Here is a 26,124-nt window from a genome sequence, read left to right on the forward strand (position 1 = left end):
TTGATTCGACTCTCCGACAGTGAGGACCTCATGGCTGCCCAACTATTCTCCTACGGGCTGATCCAGCACCGCTTCGCCGAGTGGGCCGACCGTCAACCCGACGCGGTCGCACTGGAATTCGGTGACCGGCGCCTGACCTATGCCGAGCTGGCAGTCGAGGCGAACCGTATCGCGGCGGTCCTGCGCGAGAGAGGCATCGGTCCCAACGATCCGGTGGGCGTATATCTGCCCCGTAGCGACCGATTCGTCATCGCCATCCTCGGGGTACTCGCGGCCGACGGCGCCTACGTCCCCCTGGATCCCACGCAGCCGGACCGATGGATCGCCGATCAACTACGGATCGCTGCCGTCCGGGTCGTCCTCACCTCCGCCGCGCTACAGCATGAATTGCCCGGCGGAACACCGATTGTCGTTCTGGAGGACGCAGCAAAGGTACGGGAGACTGCACTGGTCGCGGCGCGCGCCGACGCGGACAATCTCGCTTACATCATGTTCACCTCGGGCTCGACAGGGCGGCCCAAGGCCGTCGCGATTCCGCACCGGGGAGTGCTGAATCTGACCGTCGACCCCGACTGGCTGGCGGTGGGACCAGGACACTGTCACCTGTTCAACTCGCCACACACTTTCGACCAGTCCGTCTTCGACATCTGGGGCGCACTACTCAACGGGGGCCGACTCGTGATCGCCCCGCACGGCCCGGCCGCCGCCAGCACTCTGGCCCGTCTGATCCGTGACAAAGGCGTGACGACAGCAGGTTTGACGACATCGCTGTTCCAGGTGATCCTGGAGGAACAGCCGCAGGCGTTGCGCCCGCTGCGACAGCTGGTCGTCGGCGGTGAGACCGTATATCCGGCCTCGATGGCACGAGCCGCCCAGGACCTGCCAGATACCACCTTGATCATCGGCTACGGCCCGACGGAAGTGACCGTCTACGGCATTACTCACACCCGGCGCGCGGTCGATCCGGTGCCGGCCGTGCCGGTGATCGGCCGGGCCGTCGGCGGAGCCCGAGCCCATGTTCTCGACGAGCGACTGAACCCGGTGTCGCCGGGCGCATCCGGCGAACTGTGTATGGGCGGGGCCGGCCTGGCGTGGGGCTACCTCGACGCACCCGACCAGACCGCCGAACGGTTCGTGCCCGATCCCTACGGGCCGCCCGGTGATCGCCTGTACCGCACCGGCGATCGGGTGCGCGAGATCGAGCCGGGCGTCTTCGAGTTCATCGGGCGTATCGACGGCCAGCTCAAGGTGCGCGGTCACCGCATCGAACCGAGCGAAGTCGAACTGGCACTGCTTGCGCATCCGAAGGTCACCACGGCGCGGGTGGCGGTGGAACAGAATCCCCAGCGCGGCAAATATCTGGCGGCCTACGTGATCTCCGATGCGCAGCCACCCGTCGTGGCGGCCGAATTGCGCACGCACATGGCCGCATTCGTCCCGGATCATCTGCGGCCGGATGTGTACGAGATCGACTCGACCGCGGTGTTGACCGCAAACGGCAAGCTCGATCGGCGTCGTCCTCTCGCCGGCGACCACACACCCGACGACCACACACCCGATGACGCCGACCGGGACGAGCTGCCGTTCATTGTCGTCGTCAATGCGCGCGGGCAATACGCGCTGTGGCCCGCGGAGCACGAGACGCCTGCGGGCTGGGTGCCGCGTGGCGCGGTCGGTTCCGCCGACGACTGCAAGGCGCGGGTCCGCGCGGTCTGGCGTGATATCCGGCCCGCCGCGGCACCGCTGAACACGTCCGGTGCCAACGGAGTTCGGTGAGAGGCGCGACATGAACGAACCAGCCACGCTGGTGAGCCTGTTCGAAGCGCAAGTGGCCCGGACGCCGGAGGCGATCGCACTGGTCCAGGCCGAGACCGCGCTGACCTACCGGGAACTCGACAGCCGGGCCGCTGTGCTCGCCGACGAACTGATCCGTCGGGGAGCCGGGCCCGAGGAGGTCGTGGCGGTGGCGGTGCCGCGGTCGCCCGAACTGGTGGTGGCGCTGCTGGGCGTGCTGAAAACCGGGGCCGCCTACCTACCGATCGACCCGTCCTATCCCCCGGAGCGGCTGGCTTTCATGCTCACCGATGCCGTGCCGGTGGTCGTCGTGACCAACCGCATCACCGCGGCCATGCTCCCGGAGACGATCGCACCACTGCTGCCGATCGACGATCCGGCACTCGAAACCCGAACCGGCACAGGGAATCCAGCCGCTACCGATCGGCGTACCGCGCTCCGCCCCGACCATCCGGCCTATCTCATCTACACCTCCGGCTCGACCGGGAGGCCCAAGGGAGTCGCAGTCACCCACCGGGCGATCGTCAACCGGTTGGTGTGGATGCAGTCCACCTACGGCATCGATGCCGCCGATGCGGTGCTGCAGAAGACCTCGTCGTCCTTCGACGTATCGGTGTGGGAGTTCTTCTGGCCCTTACAGACCGGCGCGCGGCTCGTCCTCGCCGATCCCCAGGGGCACGGCGATCCGGCCCATCTGTCCGATCTGATCGAAGCGCAGGCGATCACGGTCGTCCATTTCGTGCCATCGATGCTGGCGGCCTTCCTGGGCCAGATCGACCGCGCTCGGCTGACCTCGCTGCGATACGTATTCACTTCCGGAGAGGGGTTACCGGCGGACAGTGCCCGGCGTCTTCGAGCGTCGACCGCTGCCGCAATTCACAATCTGTACGGACCGACCGAAGCGGCCGTGGACGTCACCTTCCACGAAATTGGCGACGATCTGCCGGAGCAGGGCCTGGTGCCGATCGGGTTGCCGGTGGCCAACACTCGGGTGTACGTGCTGGACGAACGGTTGCGGCCGGTGCCCGTGGGGGTGGTGGGCGAACTGTATCTGGCCGGAGTGCAATTGGCGCGCGGGTATCGGGGGCGGCCAGGATTGACCGCGTCGCGGTTCGTGGTCGACCCGTTCGATACGGGCGGGCGGTTGTATCGGACCGGAGATCTGGTGCGGTCGAGGCCGACGGGTGTGCTCGAGTTCGTCGCCCGCTCCGACGATCAGGTGAAGATTCGCGGGTTCCGGGTCGAGCCGGGCGAAATCGAGGCTGTCCTGGCGGCGTACTCCACGGTCGCGGGAGCTGTGGTGATCGCCCGTGAGTCGGCCACCGGGGTCGGCAAGCAGTTGATCGGCTACGTGACCGGCGATCGGGTGGACGCGGATGCGCTACGGCGCTTCGCTGGTACCCGATTGCCCGAGTACATGGTGCCGGCGGCGATCGTCGTGCTCGACGAATTTCCGCTGTCGCTCAACGGGAAATTGGATCGACGGGCACTACCCGAACCCCGGTTCGCCCCCGCGGGGGACTATCAGACGCCACGTACCGAACGGGAACAGATCTTCGCGGCACTGTTCGCGGATGTACTCCGCCTACCGCGGGTGGGTGCCGACGACAGCTTCTTCGCTCTGGGCGGGGACAGTATCTCGGCGATCCAGGTGGTGAGCCGGGCCCGGCGGGCCAGGCTGCTGATCACCCCGCAGGATGTGCTGATCCACCGGACACCCGTAGCCTTGGCGGCGGTCGCCGGGGACATTGTCGAGGCGACCAGGGCACGCGACCTCGACGATGTCGGCGTCGGTCCGGTAGCGGCCACGCCGATCGTCGAATGGCTGCGCGAACGTGGCGGCGGCACCGAGGGTTTCTGTCAGGTGATGATGGTCTCGACCCCGCCCGGACTGCGGTTGGCGGAGGCGAACAGCTTGTTGCGGGCACTGATCGACCATCACGACGTACTGCGAATGCGGATCGTCGGCGACACCGAAGGCTGGTCACTGGCCGTGAGGTCGGTCGAGTCGGTGCCCGTCGCCGGCATCGAGCGAATCGACTGCTCCGACAAGTCTGTCGACCAGACCGAGCAACTGATCGCCGATAGGTACGCGTCGGCCGGACACGGGCTCGGACCCGCATCGGATTCGATGGTGCGGGCGGTGTGGTTCGATGCCGGGCCGGAGCGGGCGGGGACGGTGGTGCTGGCAATCCATCACCTGGCGGTCGACGGTGTCTCGTGGCGCATTCTGTTGTCGGACTTGGCAATCGGGTGGAACGCCATCCGTGCTGGTGCCCCGATCGAGCTACCGGTACCGGGCACGTCGTTCCGCCGGTGGTCGACAGTGCTTGCTGCGGAGGCAGTTTCGCCGTCGCGAGTGGCAGAGTTGCCGGTGTGGAGGGGCATTGTGGCCGATACCGAATCGGTGCTCGGTCGCGGGGAGTTCGATCCGAGCCGGGATACCTACGGCCGCGCCGGTCACCTGACACTGACCTTGCCGGTGGCGCAGACCGCCCCGCTATTGGGTGCGGTCCCGGCGGCCTTCCATGCCGGGGTGCAGGACATCCTGTTGGCCGCCTTCGCGATCGCGATGATCGAGTGGGCCGCTCGCCGTGGTCGCGGCCGTGTCCCGGTCGTCGTCGACGTCGAGGGACATGGGCGGGACGAGACGATCGCCGACGGTATCGATCTGTCCCGCACGGTGGGCTGGTTCACCAGCATGTACCCGGTTCGCCTCGACCCGGGGCCGATCGATTGGACCGATGTGCTCGTCGGTGACGCGGTGCTGGCCGCTCGGGTCAAAGGCGTCAAGGAACAGTTGCGCGCGATTCCCGGTGGCGGCCTCGGGTTCGGCTTGCTGCGGTATCTCAACCGCGAGACCCGAGCGGAACTGAGCGGCGGGAGGCGATCGGAGGTCGGATTCAACTATCTCGGACGGATCTCTTCGGCGCGCCACGGCGCGCCGTGGGGTCCGGCCGGGGGATACGGAACGCTGCTCGACAGTGCCGCGGCCACAATGCCTTTGCCACATGCACTGGAGTTGAATGCGGTCACCCATGACGATGCGGGCGGGCCGCGACTGGTCGCGACCTGGACGTGGGCCGAGGCTCTGCTGACCGAGGACGAGATCGGTGAGTTGGGGCGGTTGTGGTTCGCGGCACTGGGCGCGATGGTCACGTGCGCCGAGCGGACCGGCGGCGGCCGCACTCCCTCCGACCTGGCACTGGTATCGCTGACCCAGCAGCAGATCGACCGCCTCGAGGCCGAGTATCCGGGCCTCGAGGACGTGCTGCCGATAACCCCTGTCCAGGAGGGGATGTTGTACCACGCCCTCTACGCCGAACGGGTGCACGATCCCTATGTGGTGCAGGTCCTGGTGGATCTGCAGGGCTCGGTCGACACCGCACGGTTGCGCGCATCGCTGGAGGCGATGATCGACCGGCATCCGGGGTTGCGAGCCAGATTCGTGCACAGTCGTCTGGATCAGCCGGTGCAGGTCATCACACGTCAGGCCGGGCTGTCCTGGGGGCAGCTCGATCTGACCGGTGCGGACGAGGTGGCCGGCGACGAGGCGCTGGCGGCGGACCGCTTGCGTGGGTTTGCCCTCGCCACCGAGCCTTTGTTCCGGGCGACGCTGATACGCCTGTCCCCCAACAGGATTCGACTGTCGCTGACCCACCACCACATCGTCTGCGACGGCTGGTCGATCCCGGTGCTCCTGCGCGAGCTGTTCGACATCTATCTCGCGGGCGGAAAGGCCGACAGACTGCCGCCGGTGACCCCGTACCGCGCCTTCTTCGAGTGGCGCAGCACTCGGGATCGTACCGCGGCAGAGGCGGTGTGGCGTGACGTCCTGGCCGGAGTGACCGGCCCCACGCTTCTGGCGCCGATGGCGACAGGAGCGAAGACCGCTGTCGAGCGCGATGTCGTGGAATGCGCAGTGCCACAGGCTCTCACGTCGGCGGTGATCGGGACGGCACGCCGCCATGGGACAACGCTCGGCATCGTGCTGCAGGTGGCGTGGGGAATTCTCCTGGCCCGGACCACCGGCCGCGACGATGTGATTTTCGGGACACCGGTGTCGGGCCGTCCGGCGGAACTGCCGGGCATCGAATCCATGGTCGGCCCGTTCATCAACACCGTGCCCGTCCGGATGCGCCTTCGCCCCGCGATGCCGATGTCGGAACTGCTGAACCGAGTGCAGCGGGACCAGATCCGTCTGCTCGACCACCAGCACGTCGGACTGAGTGATATTCACCGATGGACCCGGCATCCCGAACTCTTCGACACGCTGTTCGTCGTGCAGAACTACCCGGAGGACCCGCGAGATGTCAACTGCCCCGCCGACGATATCTCGGTTACCGGCGTCCAGATGAACGACACCACGCACTATCCGCTCGAAATAAGCGTCCTGCCCGGACCCTCCCTCACGTTGCGCACGGGTTTCCAGACCGATGTATTCGACCGAGAGACCGTCGACTCACTGATCTCTCAGTGGCAGCGAGTGCTGGAGGTGATGGCCGCCGACATCTTCGACAGCCAGAATCTTGCCGCGCCGGAACAAGTAGAAACAGACCGACTGGATGACCTCCGGTAAACACCGCGGCTGGGTTCTGGAGTCCCGCGGGCAAGGGCGCGAATGGGTCCGTCCGATCCGCGACGAGATCAAGACGCGCGTCGAAGCCCTGGTCGCCGAATCAATGCCGATTGGCACGCATACCGCCTCCCAGGTCAGGTTCCGGACCGGGAAACAGTCGGCGGCTTGCGGCAGTGGCGGGTGACGCGTCACCTGTTCGTGCCCGCACCACACATCTCGCTGGGTGAGTACCGGGGGATGAGCCCGCGTCAGCGGCAGTTGCACGACCTCTACCGGGCGGCCACGCACGCGAACCTGCCCTTGCAGGACACCCCGATGAGCATCGAACTGGCGAAGGTGATGGGGGCGCGGTTACAGAACAACGCCCTCAAACGGCGGCCGACCACCCGGGCCGGGCTGATGCTCACCGGCGGCGGTTACCAGGGCAAAACCGAAACCGCCTGCGAGATCGCGGCCGCGTTCGAGGACTCCTGGCTCGACCTTCGCTTCCGCACTGGTCTGGGGCAACGTCACATCCGGGGAGCGCAGATACTCGCCAGCCATGATGGACAAGCTCAACTCCGAGTGGCGTCGCGGCCGATACTCACAGCCACCGACCTGGACAAACCGACACTCGCCAGCCCCTCACCATGGCCGCCTACGCCAAGCCCTGGCGGCACTTGCCGACGAACTCACCGAACAGACCGATGCTGAGCGCCCTCTCGCCCCGCTACTGCTGATGCGACCCCCAGCCATAGATGGCGGCTGAGGGGAGGTTGAGCTTGTAAGTCTCGACGATCCCAACTTTCCGTTGGCGGGGCAGCCCCGGGTTTACTTGGCGGATTCGTACACGATCACGTGCCGTGAACTCGATAGGAGATGTGTTGCTCTCGGACTATCAGCAACAGTTGCGCGACCGCTTTCTGGCCGCTCCCGTTCTACCGACCCCGGCGCCCTGGCAACAAGTGCTGGACAGCAGAACGCCTATCGGCGGGCTGCTGGGCATCGGCTTCGCCGTCCATCCCGACAACGGACACGACCTGGTCATGGTCGTGTCCCACAACGGCCATGGACTCTTCGACGCAGTCACCGGAGAGAAGATCGCTCGGGACCGCGAGCCCGATCCCGATACCAGCACACCCGAGGACTCCCCGGATCTGACCTGCCCCGGGCTCGGGCCGATCATCGGCACCCGAGTGCACATCGCCAGCCTCTTCGGCGGCGGCCTCCACCACACCACCACCGACGGCTGGGCCCTGGATATCGTCGCTCCTGAATGGCCCAACGACCGCGTCCTGCTCTCAGCACACGGCGACATCTACAAGGACCCACCAGGCCGGGGCTGGTGGCACATCTTCCATGCCAACTACTCCACCTTCCGCGCCGCCGGATTCTCCCCCTCCGGACTCACCCTCGCAATCGCCACCAGCAGCGACCTCACCCTCTGGAACCGACCAAACCTCGACATCCACACGTGACCTTGCAGCTCGGACCGAGGGCCGATAGCCCTTGCCACCAAGCTCCGCCATCAACAGCTGGGAACCGCCATCCATAGCTGGGAGTCGCATGCTGCGACCAAAGCATCTTGATCATGGTGACAGATAGCTCGAACAAGTGACAGATATGGTGAACAGCCACAGTCAGTAGCTGACCTGCGGATTCGTCATCCGATGTCAGCAGGTGTCGTCACCGCGATGTCAGTGGTCCCAGCTGGGGTTCGTCGCTGGTGGCGCCGGGGCCCGCGCCGCCGCCCCGGAACGCCTAGTTGAATCGGCCGATTTTCGTCGCCGAACAGGGGGTTGAGGAACAACTGGCTTTCCCGGTGAATCTCGGCGTGGTTTCCCGCGCGGGTGAGGCCGCTCGGGCGGATCTGTTCCCCGACCTCCGAGCCGATGAACCTCTGTGGTGCACCATCACCACCGACGGCCAGAACTTGAACTCTGACAGGGAATTGGGGTCCCGGACTGGTGAGATCTCGTATTCAACTGTCGCATGTTGGCCCGTCCAGCTCTGGAATTGCTACTGATTGTGATGTCTGGCAAGGGCGCGGCTGTTGTCAGAGGGATCCGGTTGGATGAGCCCGTGACTGTCTATGACGTAGCCCGCCAGCTTCCGACCATCGTCGGCCTGCGGGACCTGTGCCGCTCGCTTGCGATGCTCGACGCGATCCTGAGCCCGGACTGGGAAAGCCGGTATTACTCCTTCGATGCCGCTTGGGCTGAAGGCGAGGAGGTGGCCTCGATGCGCAACGGGTCGGGAGACGAGTACTCCATCGTGTTCTCGGTGGCCGGGGTCTATGTCCGCGGCTTCAGCCACGAATCGCCGATGAGCCCGTATGGCCATGACTGCGAGCCCTGGCCGGGAGTGATCGACGATGTTCCCGATGTCTTCAAACCGTTCGTCGAGGAGCCGGCGTTCACCGACGAAGACGGCGTGCCCGTGGTGACAGCCTGCTTGTGGCGGGAGGCGACGGATGATCAGTGGCACCACGGCACGGTCGAGTTCCCGTCGGACCGTTCCGACCCTGATGGGGCGACAGGTCTGTTCCAACTACTGGTCGACCGCTCACCCGAAGCGTTCCAGCGCTTCGCCGAGGACTATTACGAGGTCTCTGTGGACCTAGCAGCGGTGAGTGACGTGTATGCGTTGCGGCCGCTGGACCAGGAACTCGTGTCGTCGTTGAACGCGGAGGTTACCCTGGCGGACCTGGCCCAAGACATCTCCGAAATCGGCTATCCGCAGGCCCGCTGAGAGCCGACCGGTCTGTCCACCAGCACGTTTTCACTGGTGGGCTCGCGTAATCAACTGTCGGGTTGTTGACGGTTTCCAACCGGCGGGTGACCGGAACCTGGGGGCGGTGATGTAGCGGCTCCAGGTGGTCGCTGCTTCGGTGGCGAGCTTGGTCGTGGTGACAGGGTGGTAGCCGAGGGCGTCGGCGACGACCGGGGCCGGCATCTGCTGAACGTGCTGGCGCATGGCGGAGGTTCGGGCCGGTGTCAAGGCCGAGTTGAACCGGCACGCCTTCGAAACTGTGCTCGACGCCGCGCGGAACAAGGCGCTGGATCTGGCCTTGGAGTTGGAGGGTGTGGCCCCGGACGTCGGTGAGGCGGGGGTGCCGGACGAGGTGAATATGGCGGCGCGGCAGGTTACGTACAACATCTTCTTGGGCACGTCCCTGGCGGGGGCGAACAACACCTTCGGCGGCACCGACGTCATGCAGACGATCACCGCCATCGACGGCGGGTCGGGCGAGTAGGCGGATCCCCGGCCGGGCACGATCAGCCCGGCCGAATGGTGATCCGCCTCGACGAGATCGCGGAAGACCTCCTGCTCCGGCGCCAGCGCGCCGAAACCGCAGGCTGGCAAGGCGAAATCGAAGGACTCGATCTGAGCCTGACATTACTTCGCGACAAACGCGAACAAGCCCGCAAGCTCGGTCGGATCGCTCCGGTCAGTCTCGGCATGCCCAGCCCGGGAGGACGACCAGAATGAATTCCTCAGCCCGCCGCACGCCATTCGTCGGTGACACAGCCTTCCTCGTAATGCCACCGACCATCCTCCGCGCCTTCAATCACCAACTGCTTCACCGCCTGCATGTCAGCACTGGCCGGCACATGCAGGGCGACCAAGTTGAACCGGGCGAGACCCTCTCCTTCAACCCCCAACGGCGCGAACGCATCCAACACCGCCTGTCTCGCCGCAACCTCACCGCCGCCATCGATCGGAACGATGCGGATCACGCAGTTGTCGGAGCACTCCACGGCCTCCTTGACCCACAACACGCCCTCCTCGTCGGCGGCGACCCGGACAACATCCCCGGATGCGAACCCGCGAACGAAGAACGGAATGTTGTTCAGCTCAACGCAGTCACCGTTGCGTCGAATCGCCCACATGCTCTCGGTCCTGGCGGGAGGCCACCCGTCCCCGTCTTGCGGCAGCTCGAAAACCACCTTCACCGAATCAACCTCACCGGACACCGACGCCTCCTGACCTGCCATCACCCCGACAGCATGCCAGGGGTCCTCCACAAACTTCACCGATGCATCGCCTGATTGACAAGTGCAGAGAAGCGATCGACACGACCAGGCCAACCACCCGACGACTGAGCACCGGTTGGCGAATCTGTCGGAGACCAATTTCCGGTTCTTCCCGCGCACGAACATCGCGTGGATCTCCCCGAGCTGCGTGTGGCATGCCCGAAAGTTCCAGTAGCTCGCACCGCGCGCTCGTAATCCGCCCACTCTTGATATTGTCAAGAGTTGAGGATATCAATAGTGGGGTGAACGATCCGGCGCACGAAGAGGAGTTCTTCCGCGCGCTCGCCACAGCCTCCGGGGAGTTGCGGCAGGCCTTCGCCGCGCAGATCGGGATGAGCCCGCAGCGGCTGCACCTGTTGATGCGCCTGCTGTGGCGCGGCGAGAGCACCCACAGCGATCTGCGGCAGACGCTGGGCATCGATGCCGCGACCGTCACCCGCATGGTCAAGGAATTCGAGGCCGAGGGACTACTCACCCGCCGTGTCGATCCCGCCAACAACCGCTACACCCTGACGACGCTGACCCCGACTGGTAAACGGCTGGCCCGCCGGCTCGAACGCGACCACCACGCCTATCAGCACCGCCTGCTCGACGGCATCACTGCCGAACAGACCCGGACCGTCCTCGACGTGCTCGGGCACATCCGCGCCAATATCACCACCGCGAAAGCACGGCCATGACCGACGATCCCCGCGCCACCGCGCACTGTATGTACGACGCATTCAACACGCGCGACTACCCCGCAGCACACGACATCTTCGCCCCCGACTTCTACAGCCACCCGCTACAGGCCACCGGCCCGCAGAGCGTCATCGACGCATGGCAGCGACTCCACCGAGCCTTTCCCGACGCTCACGTCGTCATCGAGCGCATGATCGCCGAAACAGACTGCATCGCAGTGCATTCCACCGTGCACTGCATACCTGGCCAGCAACCACCCACCATGCTGGAGATGTTCACCGTCCGCAATGGCCGCATCACCGAACTGTGGGGCCTGTCCAACCTCCGCCGCCACACCTGAGCCACGGGCAACACACGCACATCGGCTGCTTACAGGGTGTTTGCAAACGGTGTTGCCGCTGTAGAGGTTTCGACGCCGAACGCAGCCGCTCCAGCAAACCCGCCGGAGATGACCCGTGTAGCCAGTGTCGTAGAGGTTGGCGGTCGGCTGGGCCAGTGCTGTGTCGTCCCGGGTGCTTGGCTGCTGGCAAGGGTTGATCGGCAGCGTGGAGGTTGGGGTTCATGGCGATCCGGGTGTTCCTACCCGGAAAGCTCGACCCGGCGCACGTGCTCGCCGATCTCCGCTGGCGTTACCCCCCGCCGAAAGTTCGGCGTCTATTACTACGCCGGATTCGACCACGACATCAACGACCGACTCGGAATTCGCTACACCGGCAACGACCCCCACGACGCGATCCGGCGGTGGTGTTTCAAACGCCAGGACCTCGCCCGATCACAACCCCGCCGAAAACGACATTGCTAACAACCGTCGGAAACCGTGTCCAGCAAGGCCCGAAGTTTCATGGTGGTATTCCAACTGCGGATCGTCATGGACCTGTATTCCGATGTTCCCACGATCTGGCCGAGTCGGCTCTTCGTGCGCTGCGAGCTGAGTCGCTGTGAATAGATCACCCCGTCGCCCGGCCAGACTTTGTCAACGCCGTCACGCGGACTGAATACGGACATCGCCCGGGCAGAGTCGATGCCCATCAGGAAGATCGCGTCGTTATGGTATGTCTCCGGATGCTCGCCGAAACCTGTCGGCTTGTTGTCGACCACGGCGTGGAATTGGTCGCGGCTCAACACCCTGACCTTGATGAGGGCATCCTCGAAGCTGAAGCTCTCGGGCAAGCCATCTTCGATCCGAGCCGCGATCTCGTCGGGGTGAAGGTCGGCCCTCAAAACGACGTTGCCGCTGGCGATCAGCGTCGAGACGTCGGTAAATCCGAGCGTTTCCAGGCATCTGCGCAGATCCGCCATCGGCACCCTGTTCTTGCCGCCCACATTGATGCCGCGCAGCAATACCGCGTAGGTATTCACAGCACTGCGGTAGCTTCGATGCTGAGCAGCGCCTCCGAACCAGGGAAGCCCGGCACAGACACAACCGTGTTCAGCGGTGGCTCGGTCCTGCCAGCGAGCCACCGCATCGCTTCCTCGACTGCGGGCATGATGTCGTGTCCGGGCACGACATAGATTGTCCAGTGGATCACATGTTCTATACCTGCGCCACACGCTTCCAGCACTGCCTTCAGGTTCGCCAGCACCTGAACCGTCTGCGCCCGCATGTCACCCTTCCCGACGAGCGCTCCGGTGCTGTCCTGCGGCATCTGCGCACCGACATAGATCGTCTTCGTCGGATTGCTCACCACCACCGCTTGACTGAAGGCTCTACTCACGAGCATGCCCTCGGGGTTCACGTATTCAACGCCCATGCCGACCACCGTAGCGGTCGCCTCTGACATCGCCCGCTCTCTGATCGCGGCGGCAATCGACGAATGCGGGATATTCGATGATCTGCCTCAGATCGGCAAGACAACGACCTGGCCGATACCGTCTCACGAACATGAGGCACCGCAGATCACAGAAATGCGCTACCTCAACTTCAATGAGACGGGACAACGAGGCAACCCCTCGGCTCCGCCCACTCTGCCCGTTCTACCTGGGAAGTTATACGCCCGTTGGGCAATCGGAGCACTCGCTCCCGGCGTCGCAGATCGATCGTCACCCCAGTGTCGGTTCAATCGCTGTACTGCGCTTACCGCCGTCGCCGGGCGGCGGGGTCGGTCTGGGCCTGCCAGGCCAGCAGCGCGTCCTTGCCCGGCCGCTCGTACTTCGCCAGCGACCGCACCGAGGTATGCCCGGACAGCGTCATCAGCATCGGCGTGGACGCGCCGTCCTTCGCAGCATGGGTCAACCGGCTGTGTCGCAGCTGATGCAGCGTGAACGGGCCACCGGTGAACTCGGTGGTTTTCTGCTCGAACGGCTCCGCTGCACGCCGGTACGACAACCGGGCCCGCCCGCTGTCCGGATCGGTATCGGACACCGCCACATGCGGTTTCGCTCGGCGGTCGGTCAGGAACGTGGGCCGGTGCGGCGGCCGGCGAGCATGCGCGGTAACAGCCGGGCGGTGCCGGTCTGCCACGCCATCACGTCCACTGTGCCGCTTTTGCGGGTCACCCGGGCGCACCGGTTCGCGGTGTCCAGATCCGGGACGTCCAGCTCCAGCAATTCCTCTGCGCGAGCGGCGGTCTCGTACAGCATCGTCCACAGCACCCGCTCCCGCAGGCCGACGTCGAGCCCGAGGATCGCGGTCACCTCCACCCTGGTGATCGCCCGGGACCGGTCCGCCGGCACCGGCCGGGGCCGCAACCGCTGCAGCGGATCGCCGACCAGCCAGCCCTGCTCAGCCCAATAAGTGCGCGCGGCCCGCAACGACGCGAGCCGGACGTTGAACGTCTGCGCCCCACCGGAACCGAAACCAGCCGTCGACCCGGTCCGGATCGAGCGACCCGACATCGGAGTCCGCGCCGAACCCGAAGAACATGCGGGCATGGCCACTAAGTCGGGTCGTGCCGGTTCAGGCACTCCCCGAGTGCCCGAGCGTTCGAGCATGTGGGCCGACCGGGCTCGCCGAGAGAGCTGCGGGCGTCAGCGCGAACCGGATGGCCAAAAGACCGAAGGGCGTCTATGCCCGGAATGTGGTGTTACAGTCCGTGCACGACAAGGGCGATCGAGGCGTGGTGGGCGGCCGAGGCGTGGTGGCGGTCGCGGTGCGCTGAAGCGCACCGGAGACGACTGAAGGGTGGCATTCGGCCGGAATCGGCCGGGTGCCACCCTTTTTCGTCCGCCTGTTATGCAGGCAGATTCTTATTGCCCAACTTTGCCGCGAACTCCTGCACGGCGGCGCAGGGCTCGAGCGTCGGCGACTGGCCGTTATGCTTGCGCGTCGTGAACAAGACGGATCCTGTCGAGGTCTGGACGCCCATCAGGCAACCGATGTGATTGCTGTCCTGGACCGAGTTGAAGACGACCACTTGACGGCCGTAGTATTCGGTTCGCCTGAGATCCTGGTAAGCACCAGGCTTGAGCAACTGGTCGACTGTCTCGTTGAGGGATTCGATGAGCAGCTCGTACTTCCCATCGGAGGCCAGCCACTGGCATCCCCGTACGTCGGGGTGTTGGAGGTCTTTCCGCTCCCTCGTGCCCGAGTCCAACCCCGCGGCGGCGAGGTCGGCAGAGGGAATTCCGCAGGGATCCCAAGGACCGTCCGAGACTGGCGCGGCCATCTTGGTGGTGGTGGGTGTGTCGCCACCGGAGTCGGTGCGCGTGGTCTCCGGGGCGGATCCGCTGTCAGCTTTTGCCGTGGTGGGCGCGTTCGCCGCGGCGCTCGTCGAACCGGCCGAGCCTGCAGTCCCCTTTGTGGGTGTGACATCCTCGCTGCACGCGCTGAGCAAAAGCGCCGCGCCGCAGATCACCGCGGTGATCAAGTGCCTGGATGCGCTGATCTTCATTTATCGGATTCCCTTACCTGTCAGGTTTTTTCACAACAGATGGACGAACCTTGCGGCTCGGGTGCTCGACGAGGTCGGGTCAGAACCCATGTCCGGTCAGCAGTTGGAACGGCATACTGAGGAACATCATGGCCACATACAGGGATAGCGGATCGGGTCGCCACTGAGGTAGCCCTCAGACAGCCAGTTCATCAAGTCAGTGGAACCCATGACACGTCTCCCTCGGTTGTGAACATTTCTGTCCGGAAGCGAACGTTTCTGCCGGACATGTCGATCGCGTGGGTCCGGTTGTTACGGATGAATTTTCGTCGGCAACCCGACAGCACTTGATCACCGTAATCGGATGCGAACGTTGGCATGTTCCCGCCGACGGTGAGTTGGCCTCGGTGCGGGCCCGCACTCTGTGTTAGCCACGATCCGTGGACGTGCTCGATATGGGGAGGGTGTGCTGAAATTAGGAAAGTGCCTTCCGAGCTGGGATGATTGATGTTCTTGACGCAACAATCAGCAGCGGATCGGGAAGACACTTTCAGTGCGATCGTTCCACACCTTCGCCGGGGACTCGGCGCGGTTCGATGACGACCACCTCGTTTCGGTGGCCGGGCTGGTCCCGGTGATGAGATTGGCCGAGCAAACCGGCCTGACCAGCATGTTGGCCAACAAGGTCGCGATCGCGTCGCCGCGGATCAAGGCCGGGTCGGCCAACCCGGCGCCGAAGCTGGCGACACTGATCGCGGGCATGTGCGCCGGCGGGGACAGTATCGACGACATCGACCTGCTGCGCAGTGGTGGAATGAAGAATCTGTTCGACGGCGTGTACGCGCCGTCGACGGTAGGGATCTTATTGCGGGAGTTCACCTTCGGACACGCAAAGCAGCTGGAGTCGGTGATGCGCGAGCATCTGCTCGAGCTGGCCGCGCGAGCGGATCTGCTGCCCGGCGCGGCGACGCGCCGCTTCGTGGACATCGACTCGTTGTTGCGCCCGGTCTACGGCCATGCCAAGCAGGGCGCCTCCTACGGGCACACCAAGATCGCCGGGAAACAGGTTCTCCGCAAAGGGCTTTCACCGTTGGCCGCGACGCTGTCCACCGATCTGGCCACGCCGGTGATCGCGGGGATGCGGTTGCGGGCCGGGAAGACCGGGTCCGGCAAGGGCGCCGCGTCGATGGTCACCGCCGCGATCGGCACCGCACGGGCGGCCGGAGCGACCGGTGAGATCCTGGTGCGCGGCGATTCGGCCTACGGCACCCGCAAGGTCGTGCGCGCCGCACTGCGTGCCGGTGCCCGGTTCTCGCTGGTACTGACCCGCAACACCGCCGTCGCCAAGGCCATCGCCGTGATCGGCGAGGATGCATGGACCCCGGTGAAATACCCTGGCGCGGTGCGTGATCCCGACACCGGGGAATGGATCTCCGACGCCGAGGTCGCCGAAATCGGTTACACCACTTTCGCTTCCACCAAAGACCGCACCACCGCCCGGCTGATCGTGCGCCGCGTCAAAGACGCCCGCTACCCCAACGCGTTGTTCCCGGTCTGGCGATACCACCCGTTCTTCACCAACTCCACCGAGTCCACCGCCGACGCCGACGCCGACATCACCCACCGCAAACACGCCGTCATCGAGACCGTGTTCGCAGACCTCATCGACGGCCCCCTCGCTCACATGCCTTCCGGGCGCTTCGGCGCCGATTCCGCCTGGGTCTTGTGCGCCGCGATCGCCCACAACCTGCTACGGGCCGCCGGAACCCTCGCCGGTGGGCCACACGCCCGCGCTCGCGGCGCCACTCTCCGCCGCAAGATCGTCAACATTCCCGCCCGCCTCGCCCGTCCCGGCCGCCGCCCCGTCCTGCACCTGCCCACCCACTGGCCCTGGTCCCAACCCTGGCTCACGTTGTGGCACAACACGATCGGCTACACCTCATCACAAACCATGGGCTCGAGCCGACACCCACGTGGAAAAGCTGGGCAGACCAGCGACTACCCCCTACCCATCATCCGGTGGTCCCCGCGCCACAGGCGCGCGGACCACCAACAACCCCCGTCCACGGATCGAGGCTAAGTGAGCGTCCGGGAACTTCGGTCATGTTCGGGTGAGTCGGCGTGACATTGTCATGATGGTGGCTATGTAGACCATGGCTTCGTGGTGGTCGGGGCGGGTTTCGTAGTCGCGGACGCAGCGGCGGTGTTTGCTGATCCAGGCCAGTGTTCGTTCTACGACCCAGCGGCGCGGTAGCACGACGAAGCCGGGGTCGGTGCGTTTGACGATCGTCACGGCCAGGTTCAGGACCTGCTGCGCCCATACCACCAGCCTGCCCGTGTAGCCGGAATCGGCCCAGGTCAGCGTGATGGTAGAGAACCGTTCCCGCAGCCTGGCCAGCAGCGGTACCGCGCCGTCGCGGTCCTGGGTGCTGGCGGCGGTGATCGCGACCGCCAGTAGCAGGCCCATGGTGTCAACGGCGATGTGGCGTTTGCGGCCGCCGACTTTCTTGCCGTTGTCCCAGCCGCGTGATCCGGCGGGCACGGTGTCGGCACCCCGCACCGACTGAGAGTCGATGATCGCCGCCGTCGGGTTGGGCTCACGACCGGAGCGGACTCGGATCCGGTCGCGCAGTACATCGGTAATCCGTTGCCACACACCGGCTTTGGTCCATCGACAGAAGATGTCGTAGACCGTCGCGGGGGGCGGGAAATCGGTGGGCAGCGCCCGCCAGGCGACCCCGCCACGTACCAGGTAGAAGATCGCGTCCAGCACCAGGCGGCGGGGATGTTTCTCACCGCGCCCACCCTTGCCTGCGGTGTTGCCCGGCGCGGGCAGCAATGGTTCGAGCAGCTCCCACTGCTCGTCGCTGCACAAGGACGGATACCCCGGGCACGGCGTCGGCGACTCGCCGTGGGCCGGGCATGACGAACACAGACAACTCAGCGATACTGGCAAACGAACTCCTGGCAGAACATGGTCTCGACAACCGCTGATCTACCAGGAGTTCTTCATGTTCCGGCCACACCACGCCAGACCGAACATCATTCGCCTGCAACCACATCCACCGAACCGGCACCACCGAACCCAACGCGGCCGAACTCGCCGACAACTCACCGCAGCCGAAGCCCCGAATTTCGCTACCTATCCCAAAGACGATGCGGGGAATGTTCGCAAATATCACCTGGTTCGGCTGGAACACGGCTGTCATGATGAGGCGGTGACCAGAATCGACACGGCCGCCGCGCTGGAGCAGTGGCTGGAACAGCGAGGGTGGTTCGAGGACTCACCCGCCCCGCTGATCGATACGACCGAACTCCGGTCCCTCGGCCGCATCACCCTGCGATTGGAGGAGCACTTCAGGTCCGGCTGGACGCCTGGCTCCGCAGAGGTCGTGGAGCCATACCTGGTGATCGCTCGGAATGTGATGCGGTACAACTCGATCCCGGCGTGGTCGCCGGACCACATCGTTGAAAGGGTCGATGGGGGCGGAACCAACGAAGGGCTATTCCTCGAAATCGACTTCCCCGGTCTCGCGCGAATCGAGTGCACCGAGATCGACGTGGAGCGACTTCCCGCCGAACATCGCATGGTTCCACCGTGGACGAGCGGCGTGGATTTCACCCTCACCACGACGGAAGGGAAACTGCCGCCTGCCGAATTTTGGAGCGACCAAGCGGAAGAACGAATCGGCAACTCGGTCGTCTGGCGAACACTGGGTGGCCCCGCGGGTTCGCCCCGGGACTACGTGGGCTGGTTCCTGGAACTGAGCGAACTCGTGGCGGACACCGAGCATGGCGTCTTCTGCTTCCACGCCAGCGCCGAAGCGCAGGGCTGGCGAGTTCATTTCCATCGGACCACAGCGGACGACGCGCTGTGGCAAGCGGTTCAAGCGACCGCCGCGATTTTCACCGGCACAGTCAAGTCCGGAAACTGCACCTTCACCACCCCCGAGTGGGAACGCTATCTCCGCACCGGTGAATTCCCACAACCGTGACCACACGCCGCTCAACCGCGCGGTCCCGGATGGCTGGCTCTGTTCGAGAGATGAACTCGCCGCCAACTCACCACCAGTCACAGATGACGAGAGTTCCCGGACGCTCACTAAGGTTGTTCGCCGGGAACGGCGTCGGTCAGATCGGTACCTTTCGCGCGCAGCTCTTGACGAACGGCACCATGATCGCCAGACCACCGACCAGGCTGATCGCTGCGAACCAACGGCTCAGCAGCCCGTCGCGGAGCAAAACGAAGTACGTCACCAGCCCGTAGGCGAAGACGAAGGCGAACGCGGTGAACCGCGTTAGGCAGCTACGGAAACTAAGGGAACAGAGATCGGCCAGCGCTATGAACTGCGGCAGGAGTCAACCCTCGAGATCCCAAGGGACGATGCATATGTGATCGCGCATGCCGTCGAAGGAAGAGTGATGGCAGGGTGCGCGACCCCGACTTTCCGAGACGAGGCCGCGACTTGGAACGCCGTTACGGCGTGCAGCTTCGCTGACTATGGACCAGATCGATCGATGATCGGTGGAAGTCGGATCGCCACACGTCGATCACCTCACCGTGGTCATTGGTGACGAGGTATTCGGGCCAACGGTCGAATGCCGAACACGGATGCGAGATTCCGAACTCGACCACATCGGTCACGTCGAGATTCGACGCGTCGGACAGGACGGTGTGGTGGTCGTACAACGTGCGCACGCGTCCGCGGACGTCGCGCTCGACCTGCCCGTCCGCGGTGCGTGCGGACAGCAGGATCGGCACGTCGGCGTCGTAGGGCAGGTCCCGCTTCCCGGCTCCGATGACGACGGTGCCCTCGTCGGGGGCGGACACTACGACCGCGCGCACCGCCAGGGCGGCGACGAGCCCGGGAATCGGGCTCACGCGGGCGTAGGTGCCGTGATCGTGCGTGACATAGCAGCCCGATCGCAACAATCGAATGGTGCCCGCAACGTCGTCGTCGGTGGGAAGGAACTCGACAACCCGGTCGGGAAAGGCTGATCCGCCCATCGAATACACCGGATAGTCGGTCTCGAAGAGATCGGCGACATCGAGGTAGACGTCGCGGACACGCCGGCAGTGGTCGTCCACCGCGTCGATCGTCTCGCCGCTCCGGACGTTGGGGACGACGCCTTCGTACCCGGCGACTCCAACCAGGCGTAACCCGGGAGCGGCTCGGATCAGCTCCCCGACGTGGCGGGCGAGTCGGGGATCACGAATTCCGGTGCGGCCGCCCGGCGTGCCGATGTCCAGGAGCACCTCGAGCGCGGGCCCGTCCGCGCCGAACACGTGACCCGCTGCGGCAACCCCTGCCGCGGAGTCGACGAAGCACCGAATCTGCCGCTCGGGGTTGGCGGCGAGCCAGCCCCGCAGCCGGGCCAGCCCGGCGGGGTCGACGACCTGGTTCGCGATGAGAACGGTGTCGTGGCCCCAGCCCAGTACCGTCGCGGCCTGGTCAACCGTCGCGACTGTGACACCGGCGGCGCCCGCGGCGATCTGGCGCTCGATGATGGGAGCGGACATCGTCGTCTTGACGTGGGGGGCAAGCTGGATGGCACGCGCTTCGCACCAGTCGGCCATGACTCGGATGTTGTGCTCGAGGGCATTGACGTCGAGACGCAGATGGGGGTATGCGGGTATCACGACTTCTCCCTACGGAATGTGCGGTTCGGAGCTCACGGCGTGCCGACCGACGGTGCTGAGTCGGTCGTCGCAGATGCTACGCAGTTTTCGGGAACGGCAAAGGGCAGGTCATTGGGGGTCTCCGGAACCTTCCGGAACAACGCGACCGCTCCGAGCAAACTGATCGAGCAGAGCGCGATCAGATACCACGTGACTCCGGACGAGGATCCCGTCGAGTTGAGCAGCGCGGTCGAGACCGTCGGCGCCAGGCCGCCGCCGAAAATCGCGCCCAGTTGCAGGATCAGCGAAGTGCCCGAGTAACGCACGTGAGCGGGAAAAGTGTCCGCGATAATGCCGCCCTGAACGCAGTGCGTTATCGGCACGGCCAGTCCCATGCCGACGAAGGCCAGTACTGCGAGTGTCCTGTTACCGGTGTTCAGCAGCGGCAGAAACACCGCGCACCATGCCAGTAGCGCCACCGATCCGCCGATGAACATATTTCGCCGGCCGTATCGATCGGCGACGGCGGTCCAGAACGGAATCATCGCGAACCACAGTGCGGCCGCCACCATCACGCACACAATCAGGAACTGCTTGTCGTAGTCCAGTTTCTGGGTGCCGTAGGACAGTGTGAAAACCATGAACACGTAGGCGACGGCGGAATTCGCAACTACCGCGCACAATGTCAGCGCCAGCCGTACGGTCCCCACCCGCAGCGACTCCACCAGCGGAAACCGAGCAACCTCGCCACGCACGACGACGTCGGTGAACGAAGGCGATTCGGTGATCCCCAGTCGGACGATCAGCCCGATGGCGACCAGCACGATGCTGAGCAGGAACGGAATTCGCCATCCCCATGCCGTGAATGCCGCGTCCGGCAATACCGCGCTTGTCGTGAGGAATATGGTGTTCGCGAGTATCAGCCCCGCCGGCGTGCCCATCTGCGGAAAGCCCGCGTAGAGGTTGCGCTTCCCGTCCGGTGCGTGCTCCATCGACAGCAGGGTGGCCCCGGCGCCTTCACCGCCGAGCCCGATGCCCTGGATAATGCGCATCACGATCAGCAGTACCGGTGCCCAGATGCCGATCGCGGCGTAGTTCGGGATCAATCCGATCAGCGTTGAGCCGAGGCCCATCAGTACCAGTGAGACCACCAGGGTCGCTTTGCGGCCGATGCGGTCACCGAAGTGCCCGAACACCAACCCGCCCAGCGGGCGCGCGATGAATCCGACCGCGAAGGTGCCGAATGCCGCGAGCGTGCCCGCCGAGGGGCTCAGCGAAGGGAAGAACTGCTTGTTGAAGATCAGCGCCGCGGCAGTGCCATAGAGGAAGAAGTCATACCACTCGAGAGTGGTGCCGGCGAGTGTGGCGAGGGCGATTCTGCGGCGGGCTGTTGCGTTGTGCTCGGAGCGAATCGAGCTGTCTGTCATGGCGGTCCCATCGGATCGGTGCGGAGTCGTGGTGTGACCCGGTGGGGTCTGCGGTCCAACAACCTTCGCGCTGATGCGCTGCCGTGAAGTCTGGCGCTGTGTGCCATAACACACCAATGCTGAATCGGGGCAGAGCTATAGCTGATCTGCAATATCGCAAGCCATGCCCTGCGCGTATGCCGCAGCCCTGGAATGAGCATTGGCCCTGACCGTCCTACTACGGCACTGTGAACGGCAGACATCGATCGAGGAGGTTCCCGTGTCCGACGAGACGATCGCCCAGCCCCCGCAGGGGCCGATCGCCGGATGCCGTAGCGCGGACGGGCTGCTGCGATTTCGCGGAATCTCCTACGCGAGCGCGCGCCGGTTCGCCCGTCCGATCCCTGTCTCGCCGCACCGCGATGTCCTGCCCGCCATGGCGCCCGGGCCCATCTGCCCGCAACTACCGTCCCGCCTCGAGGCCGTCATGGGTCCGCCGCCGGACGAACCAGCGCATAGCGAGGACTGCCTCAACCTGACCATCACCACCCCAGGCCGCACCGGGCGCCGCCCGGTCATGGTCTGGTTCCACGGCGGCGGTTACACCAGCGGTGGCGGGTCTCTCGAGTGGTACGACGGTGGTCGCTTGGCTTTGGCCGGTGACGTGGTCGTGGTGAGCGTCAACTACCGCCTGGGAGCGTTCGGCTGGCTCGTGCTCGACGGCGTCAGCGAGGGCAATCTCGGGGCAGCGGACCAGCGGGTGGCGCTGGAATGGGTACAGGCCAATATTGCCGCGTTCGGCGGGGACCCGGAGAATGTCACTGCCTTCGGTCAATCCGCGGGCGCTCAGTCGATCGTCAACTTGCTCGGTCGCAAGGATTCCCGTCATTTGGCCCGGCGCGCGATCCTGCAGAGTACGCCCGGCGCGGCATTGAACTACACCCACGCCCAGGCCCTCCGCCACGGCGAGCTGTTCGCGACGTTCCTGCGCGACGATCCGATCTCCGCCCCAGCGGACCGGATTCTCGCGGCCCATCGGGCGACGGCCCACGCCGTGGCCGCGGCCACCGGTAACCCGGTCCTGCCGCCGTTCGCGCCGGTGGTGGGTGTTCCTCCGCTGGACGGGCCACCCGCGGACGGGTATCCCGATCTGCTCGTCGGCCATACCCGGGACGAGGCGACCGCATTCATCCCCCGTGACAACCCGGCGCGCCCCACGACCGAGGAGAGCGACCTGACCGACTCGCTGTTCGCCGCCACCAGCCGCGGGCTCGCCGCCGCGGCCGCCGAGTCCGGCAGTGCCGTCTTCACCTACCGCTTCGACTGGGCCCCTCCGGATTCCCGATTCGGCGCGGCGCATTGCGTCGAGCTTCCCTTCCTCCTCGGAACCCCGGCTTCCTGGCGTAATAGCCCGATGCTCGGTGCCGCGACGTGGGCCGAGATCGAGTCGCTCGGCGCGACGATGCGCCGCGCCTGGACAGGCTTCGCGGCAACCGGGCACCCCGGCAAGGATTGGCCCGCATATTCCCCCGAGCACGGGATCGGGATGGTGTTTCGTCGTTAACCGCAGCGCTGCGAGCTGATTCCGGTCCGGGCCGTCCTAGACTCGGCCCGTGAAGGCGCCCCGATTGCTAGACGGCCGACTGAAGTTGCGGCATCTTGTCCTCATCGATGCCCTATCGCGGCAGGGCAGCGTGGTCGGGGCCGCCGCCGAATTGCACGTCACCCAGCCGGTGGCCACCCGTGGACTGCAGGAACTCGAAGACATCCTGGGCGTGCCACTGTTCGATCGTGGCCCTCGGGGCATCACCGCGACAGTCTTCGGCGAGGCATTCACCACGCACGCCCGCTCCGTGCTCGCCCAGCTCACCCAGGCCGGGCGACACGTCGTCGAGCTCGCCGACGCCGACCGCGGTTCCGTCGTCGTCGGCACCCACTTGGCCGGCTCGAATGTCCTGTTGCCCCGGGCGATCGCCGCGCTCAAGACCGAGCATCCACTATTGACCGTGATCGTCCGCGAGGGGTCACCCGATGCGCTGCTGCTCGATCTCGAGGCCGGCCGCATCGACATGATCGTCGGGCGCCTCACCGCGCCCTCGACCGCGACGCTACAGCGGCGCAAGCTCTACGAGGAGTCGATCGATCTGGTGGTCAGCACGACGCATCCGCTCGCCCATGCCAGCGATGTCGATCGGGTTGCGCTGTCGCGATTTCCGTGGATCCTGCCCGGCGCGGAAACCGCACTCCGCCGTGAGCTCGAGGAGTTTTTCGCCCGGAACGGCATTGCACTGCCGGGCAATCGCATCGAGGCAACGTCGTTTCTCACCGTGCGCCAGTTACTGCTGGAGACCGATGTCATCGCTGCTCTGCCGAGCCTGATCGCCCGGGACGACGCCCGGCTCACCACGCTGCCGATCTCGCTCGAGCCAATCGGACACAGCGTCGGGATCACGCTGTCCGCCGAACGGACGATGAGCCCGTCGGCGGACGCGTTGGTCCGTTTCTTGTCCGAAACCGCAGCGCGGATGGTGCCCTGAGGGATCGAGGGCCTGATATTCCGGCCGTGGGCCGCATCGGGTCGTGGGACGCGGCGCTATGTGGTTCTGACATAGCATTCGCCGGTTTTCGCATTTGTTCGGCATGATGCTGCCTGCCACGGTGAATGCATGACCGAAGAGAGTCTTCGATGGATCCGCAATTTCGTGGATGGCCAGTTCGTCGAACCCGAGGAGGCCCATAGCTTCGCCACAATCGATCCCGCGACCGGTGCCGCGTTCGCGTCGGTGCACGAGGCAGACCGGACGCTGGTCGATCGGGCGGTGGTCGCGGCGCGCCGGGCGCTTGATGCCGGCTGGGCGCGGACACCGGTGCGGGAACGGACGGCGCTGCTGCGCCGCGCGGCGGACCGGATCGAGGAGCGGTTCGAGGAGTTCGTCGCCGCGGAGATCGCCGACACCGGAAAGCCGGTGCGCCAGGCTCGCGAGCTGGATGTGGCGCGCGCGCTGGCGAACTTTCGCACCTTCGCCGACGTGGTGGCCGCGGCGGGGCAGGAATCGTTCCTGACCGAACTCCCCGGCGGTCGGCGGGCACTGAACTATGCGGTCCGCAAGCCGCTGGGCGTGGTCGCGGTGATCGTCCCGTGGAACCTGCCGCTGCTGCTGCTGACCTGGAAGGTCGCGCCGGCCCTAGCGTGCGGCAATGCGGTGGTGGTCAAGCCCAGCGAGGAGACCCCCGCCACCGCCACGCTGTTGGCGGAGGTGTTCGCGGAAGTGGGCCTGCCCGCCGGCGTGTACAACGTGGTCCACGGATTCGGCGCGGATTCGGCGGGGGAGTTCTTGACCACCCACCCGGGCATCGACGGGGTGACGTTCACCGGTTCCTCGGCGACCGGCTCGCACGTGATGAAAACCGTTGCGCCGCGGGTGCGTCCGGTGTCGTTCGAGCTGGGCGGCAAGAACGCGGCGGTGGTGTTCGACGACGTCGACCTGGACGAGGCGTTGGATGGCCTGAGCCGGTCGGTATTCACCAATACCGGCCAGGTGTGCCTGTGTACCGAACGGGTGTATGTGCAGCGTGGCATCTTCGACGAGATCGCCGACGGCTTGGTGGCGCGTGCACAGAACCTGAGGCTGGGCAGTCCGATGGACGAGGCGACCACAACCGGCCCGCTGATCTCGCAAGCGCATCGAAGAAAGGTGCTCGGCTACTTCGAGTCGGTCGCCGAATCCGGTGGCGAGGTCCTGACCGGCGGCGGCATCCCCGAACTGGGCGCGGACCTGGATGGCGGGTCGTGGATCGAGCCGACGCTGTGGACCGGACTGACCAACGCGGACCGGGCCGTGCGGGAGGAGATCTTCGGGCCGGTGGCCGCGCTGATCCCCTTCGACACCGAGAACGAGGCGATCGCGCTCGCGAACGATACCGAGTACGGCCTGGCCGCGTCGGTGTGGACCAACGATCTGCGCCGAGGGCATCGGGTGGCGCACGCGATGAATGTCGGGATGTCGTGGGTGAATACCTGGTTCCTGCGGGATCTGCGCTCCCCGTTCGGCGGCATGGGGCTGTCGGGCATCGGCCGCGAGGGCGGCGAGTCGTCGCTGCACTTCTACACCGAGCCGACGAATGTGTGCGTGCAGCTATGACCGGCGTGATCGATGAGACCGCGGCGAAGCGGTTGCTGCGGCTCGATGGGCTCGACGATGTCGAGACGGTAATTGTG

General features: G+C 65.6%; 22 protein-coding genes and 2 pseudogenes. 15 read left to right on the top strand and 9 right to left on the bottom strand.

Annotated features, from left to right (window positions below):
- Positions 1-30 precede the first annotated feature (30 nt).
- The 8 genes and pseudogenes from AB0L63_RS24285 to AB0L63_RS24320 all read left to right on the top strand — a co-directional run bounded on the left by AB0L63_RS24285 (position 31) and on the right by AB0L63_RS24320 (position 9,844).
- The gene (locus tag AB0L63_RS24285) at positions 31-1,776 is read left to right on the top strand and encodes an amino acid adenylation domain-containing protein (RefSeq protein ID WP_364504932.1); all 1,746 of its coding nucleotides are present in this window, start codon (positions 31-33) and stop codon (positions 1,774-1,776) included.
- Positions 1,777-1,786: 10 nt separating this feature from the next.
- The gene (locus AB0L63_RS24290) at positions 1,787-6,373 is read left to right on the top strand and encodes an amino acid adenylation domain-containing protein (protein ID WP_364504934.1); all 4,587 of its coding nucleotides are present in this window, start codon (positions 1,787-1,789) and stop codon (positions 6,371-6,373) included.
- Between the two features lies 1 nt (position 6,374).
- Positions 6,375-6,557: pseudogene (locus AB0L63_RS24295) on the top strand (hypothetical protein); the annotation flags it as partial.
- On the top strand, positions 6,539-7,066 hold the full coding sequence (locus AB0L63_RS24300) for a hypothetical protein (RefSeq protein ID WP_364504936.1): 528 nt from the start codon (positions 6,539-6,541) through the stop codon (positions 7,064-7,066). The pseudogene AB0L63_RS24295 and the gene AB0L63_RS24300, both read left to right, overlap by 19 nt.
- A gap of 149 nt (positions 7,067-7,215) precedes the next feature.
- Positions 7,216-7,830 carry a hypothetical protein gene (locus AB0L63_RS24305; RefSeq protein WP_364504938.1) on the top strand — a complete coding sequence of 205 codons (615 nt, stop codon included), beginning with the start codon at positions 7,216-7,218 and terminating at the stop codon, positions 7,828-7,830.
- Between the two features lie 604 nt (positions 7,831-8,434).
- Positions 8,435-9,103 carry a hypothetical protein gene (locus AB0L63_RS24310; RefSeq protein WP_364504940.1) on the top strand — a complete coding sequence of 223 codons (669 nt, stop codon included), beginning with the start codon at positions 8,435-8,437 and terminating at the stop codon, positions 9,101-9,103.
- Positions 9,104-9,326: 223 nt separating this feature from the next.
- A complete protein-coding gene (locus AB0L63_RS24315) occupies positions 9,327-9,608 on the top strand; it encodes a hypothetical protein (RefSeq protein WP_364504942.1) in 282 nt (93 codons plus the stop codon).
- A gap of 35 nt (positions 9,609-9,643) precedes the next feature.
- On the top strand, positions 9,644-9,844 hold the full coding sequence (locus AB0L63_RS24320; RefSeq protein ID WP_364504944.1) for a hypothetical protein: 201 nt from the start codon (positions 9,644-9,646) through the stop codon (positions 9,842-9,844).
- A 5-nt stretch (positions 9,845-9,849) separates the two neighbouring features.
- Here AB0L63_RS24320 and AB0L63_RS24325 read toward each other — a convergent pair whose 3' ends face one another.
- The gene (locus tag AB0L63_RS24325) at positions 9,850-10,329 is read right to left on the bottom strand and encodes a DUF4265 domain-containing protein (RefSeq protein WP_364504946.1); all 480 of its coding nucleotides are present in this window, start codon (positions 10,327-10,329) and stop codon (positions 9,850-9,852) included.
- A 302-nt stretch (positions 10,330-10,631) separates the two neighbouring features.
- Between AB0L63_RS24325 and AB0L63_RS24330 the strand changes: the two genes are divergently transcribed.
- Together AB0L63_RS24330 and AB0L63_RS24335 are read left to right on the top strand one after the other, a co-directional pair.
- Positions 10,632-11,069 (top strand): MarR family winged helix-turn-helix transcriptional regulator, encoded by a 438-nt coding sequence (locus AB0L63_RS24330; RefSeq protein WP_364504948.1) that lies wholly within the window; start codon positions 10,632-10,634, stop codon positions 11,067-11,069.
- Positions 11,066-11,410, top strand: a complete 345-nt coding sequence (locus AB0L63_RS24335; protein ID WP_364504950.1) for a nuclear transport factor 2 family protein — start codon at positions 11,066-11,068, stop codon at positions 11,408-11,410. The genes AB0L63_RS24330 and AB0L63_RS24335 overlap by 4 nt, the downstream gene beginning before the upstream one ends.
- A 458-nt stretch (positions 11,411-11,868) precedes the next feature.
- Here the strand turns inward: AB0L63_RS24335 and AB0L63_RS24340 are convergent, their stop codons facing one another.
- The 5 genes from AB0L63_RS24340 to AB0L63_RS24360 form a co-directional block, all read right to left on the bottom strand.
- Positions 11,869-12,429: a DUF1697 domain-containing protein gene (locus tag AB0L63_RS24340; protein WP_364504952.1), complete on the bottom strand. Its 561-nt coding sequence runs from the start codon at positions 12,427-12,429 to the stop codon at positions 11,869-11,871.
- Complete coding sequence (locus tag AB0L63_RS24345; RefSeq protein WP_364504954.1) at positions 12,426-12,851, bottom strand: RidA family protein; 426 nt, start codon at positions 12,849-12,851, stop codon at positions 12,426-12,428. The genes AB0L63_RS24340 and AB0L63_RS24345 overlap by 4 nt, the downstream gene beginning before the upstream one ends.
- Before the next feature lie 293 nt (positions 12,852-13,144).
- Positions 13,145-13,438, bottom strand: coding sequence for a tyrosine-type recombinase/integrase (locus tag AB0L63_RS24350; protein ID WP_364504956.1), 294 nt, complete (start codon positions 13,436-13,438; stop codon positions 13,145-13,147).
- A 23-nt stretch (positions 13,439-13,461) separates the two neighbouring features.
- Positions 13,462-13,905, bottom strand: coding sequence for a tyrosine-type recombinase/integrase (locus tag AB0L63_RS24355; protein WP_364504958.1), 444 nt, complete (start codon positions 13,903-13,905; stop codon positions 13,462-13,464).
- A gap of 335 nt (positions 13,906-14,240) precedes the next feature.
- Entirely contained in the window at positions 14,241-14,900 is a 660-nt protein-coding gene (locus AB0L63_RS24360) for a DUF3558 family protein (protein WP_364504960.1), read from the bottom strand.
- A 532-nt stretch (positions 14,901-15,432) separates the two neighbouring features.
- Between AB0L63_RS24360 and AB0L63_RS24365 the strand changes: the two are divergent.
- Positions 15,433-16,818 (top strand): annotated as a pseudogene (locus AB0L63_RS24365) (IS1380 family transposase); the annotation flags it as partial.
- A 162-nt stretch (positions 16,819-16,980) separates the two neighbouring features.
- On the opposite strand, the gene AB0L63_RS24370 reads toward AB0L63_RS24365, so the two are convergent.
- Positions 16,981-17,814, bottom strand: coding sequence for an IS5 family transposase (locus AB0L63_RS24370; RefSeq protein WP_364505078.1), 834 nt, complete (start codon positions 17,812-17,814; stop codon positions 16,981-16,983).
- A 283-nt stretch (positions 17,815-18,097) separates the two neighbouring features.
- Between AB0L63_RS24370 and AB0L63_RS24375 the strand changes: the two genes are divergently transcribed.
- Positions 18,098-18,874 (top strand): hypothetical protein, encoded by a 777-nt coding sequence (locus AB0L63_RS24375; RefSeq protein WP_364504962.1) that lies wholly within the window; start codon positions 18,098-18,100, stop codon positions 18,872-18,874.
- A 482-nt stretch (positions 18,875-19,356) separates the two neighbouring features.
- Here AB0L63_RS24375 and AB0L63_RS24380 read toward each other — a convergent pair whose 3' ends face one another.
- Positions 19,357-20,520, bottom strand: coding sequence for an alanine racemase (locus AB0L63_RS24380; protein ID WP_364504964.1), 1,164 nt, complete (start codon positions 20,518-20,520; stop codon positions 19,357-19,359).
- Positions 20,521-20,552: 32 nt separating this feature from the next.
- Positions 20,553-21,926 carry an MFS transporter gene (locus AB0L63_RS24385; RefSeq protein WP_364504966.1) on the bottom strand — a complete coding sequence of 458 codons (1,374 nt, stop codon included), beginning with the start codon at positions 21,924-21,926 and terminating at the stop codon, positions 20,553-20,555.
- A 259-nt stretch (positions 21,927-22,185) separates the two neighbouring features.
- Between AB0L63_RS24385 and AB0L63_RS24390 the strand changes: the two genes are divergently transcribed.
- The 3 genes from AB0L63_RS24390 to AB0L63_RS24400 all read left to right on the top strand — a co-directional run bounded on the left by AB0L63_RS24390 (position 22,186) and on the right by AB0L63_RS24400 (position 26,047).
- On the top strand, positions 22,186-23,469 hold the full coding sequence (locus tag AB0L63_RS24390) for a carboxylesterase family protein (protein WP_364504968.1): 1,284 nt from the start codon (positions 22,186-22,188) through the stop codon (positions 23,467-23,469).
- Positions 23,470-23,518: 49 nt separating this feature from the next.
- A complete protein-coding gene (locus AB0L63_RS24395; protein ID WP_364504970.1) occupies positions 23,519-24,442 on the top strand; it encodes a LysR substrate-binding domain-containing protein in 924 nt (307 codons plus the stop codon).
- Positions 24,443-24,571: 129 nt separating this feature from the next.
- Positions 24,572-26,047 carry a 2-hydroxymuconic semialdehyde dehydrogenase gene (locus AB0L63_RS24400; RefSeq protein ID WP_364504972.1) on the top strand — a complete coding sequence of 492 codons (1,476 nt, stop codon included), beginning with the start codon at positions 24,572-24,574 and terminating at the stop codon, positions 26,045-26,047.
- Positions 26,048-26,124: the final 77 nt, after the last annotated feature.

This window comes from Nocardia sp. NPDC051990, from assembly GCF_040680755.1.
Taxonomy (GTDB): domain Bacteria; phylum Actinomycetota; class Actinomycetes; order Mycobacteriales; family Mycobacteriaceae; genus Nocardia.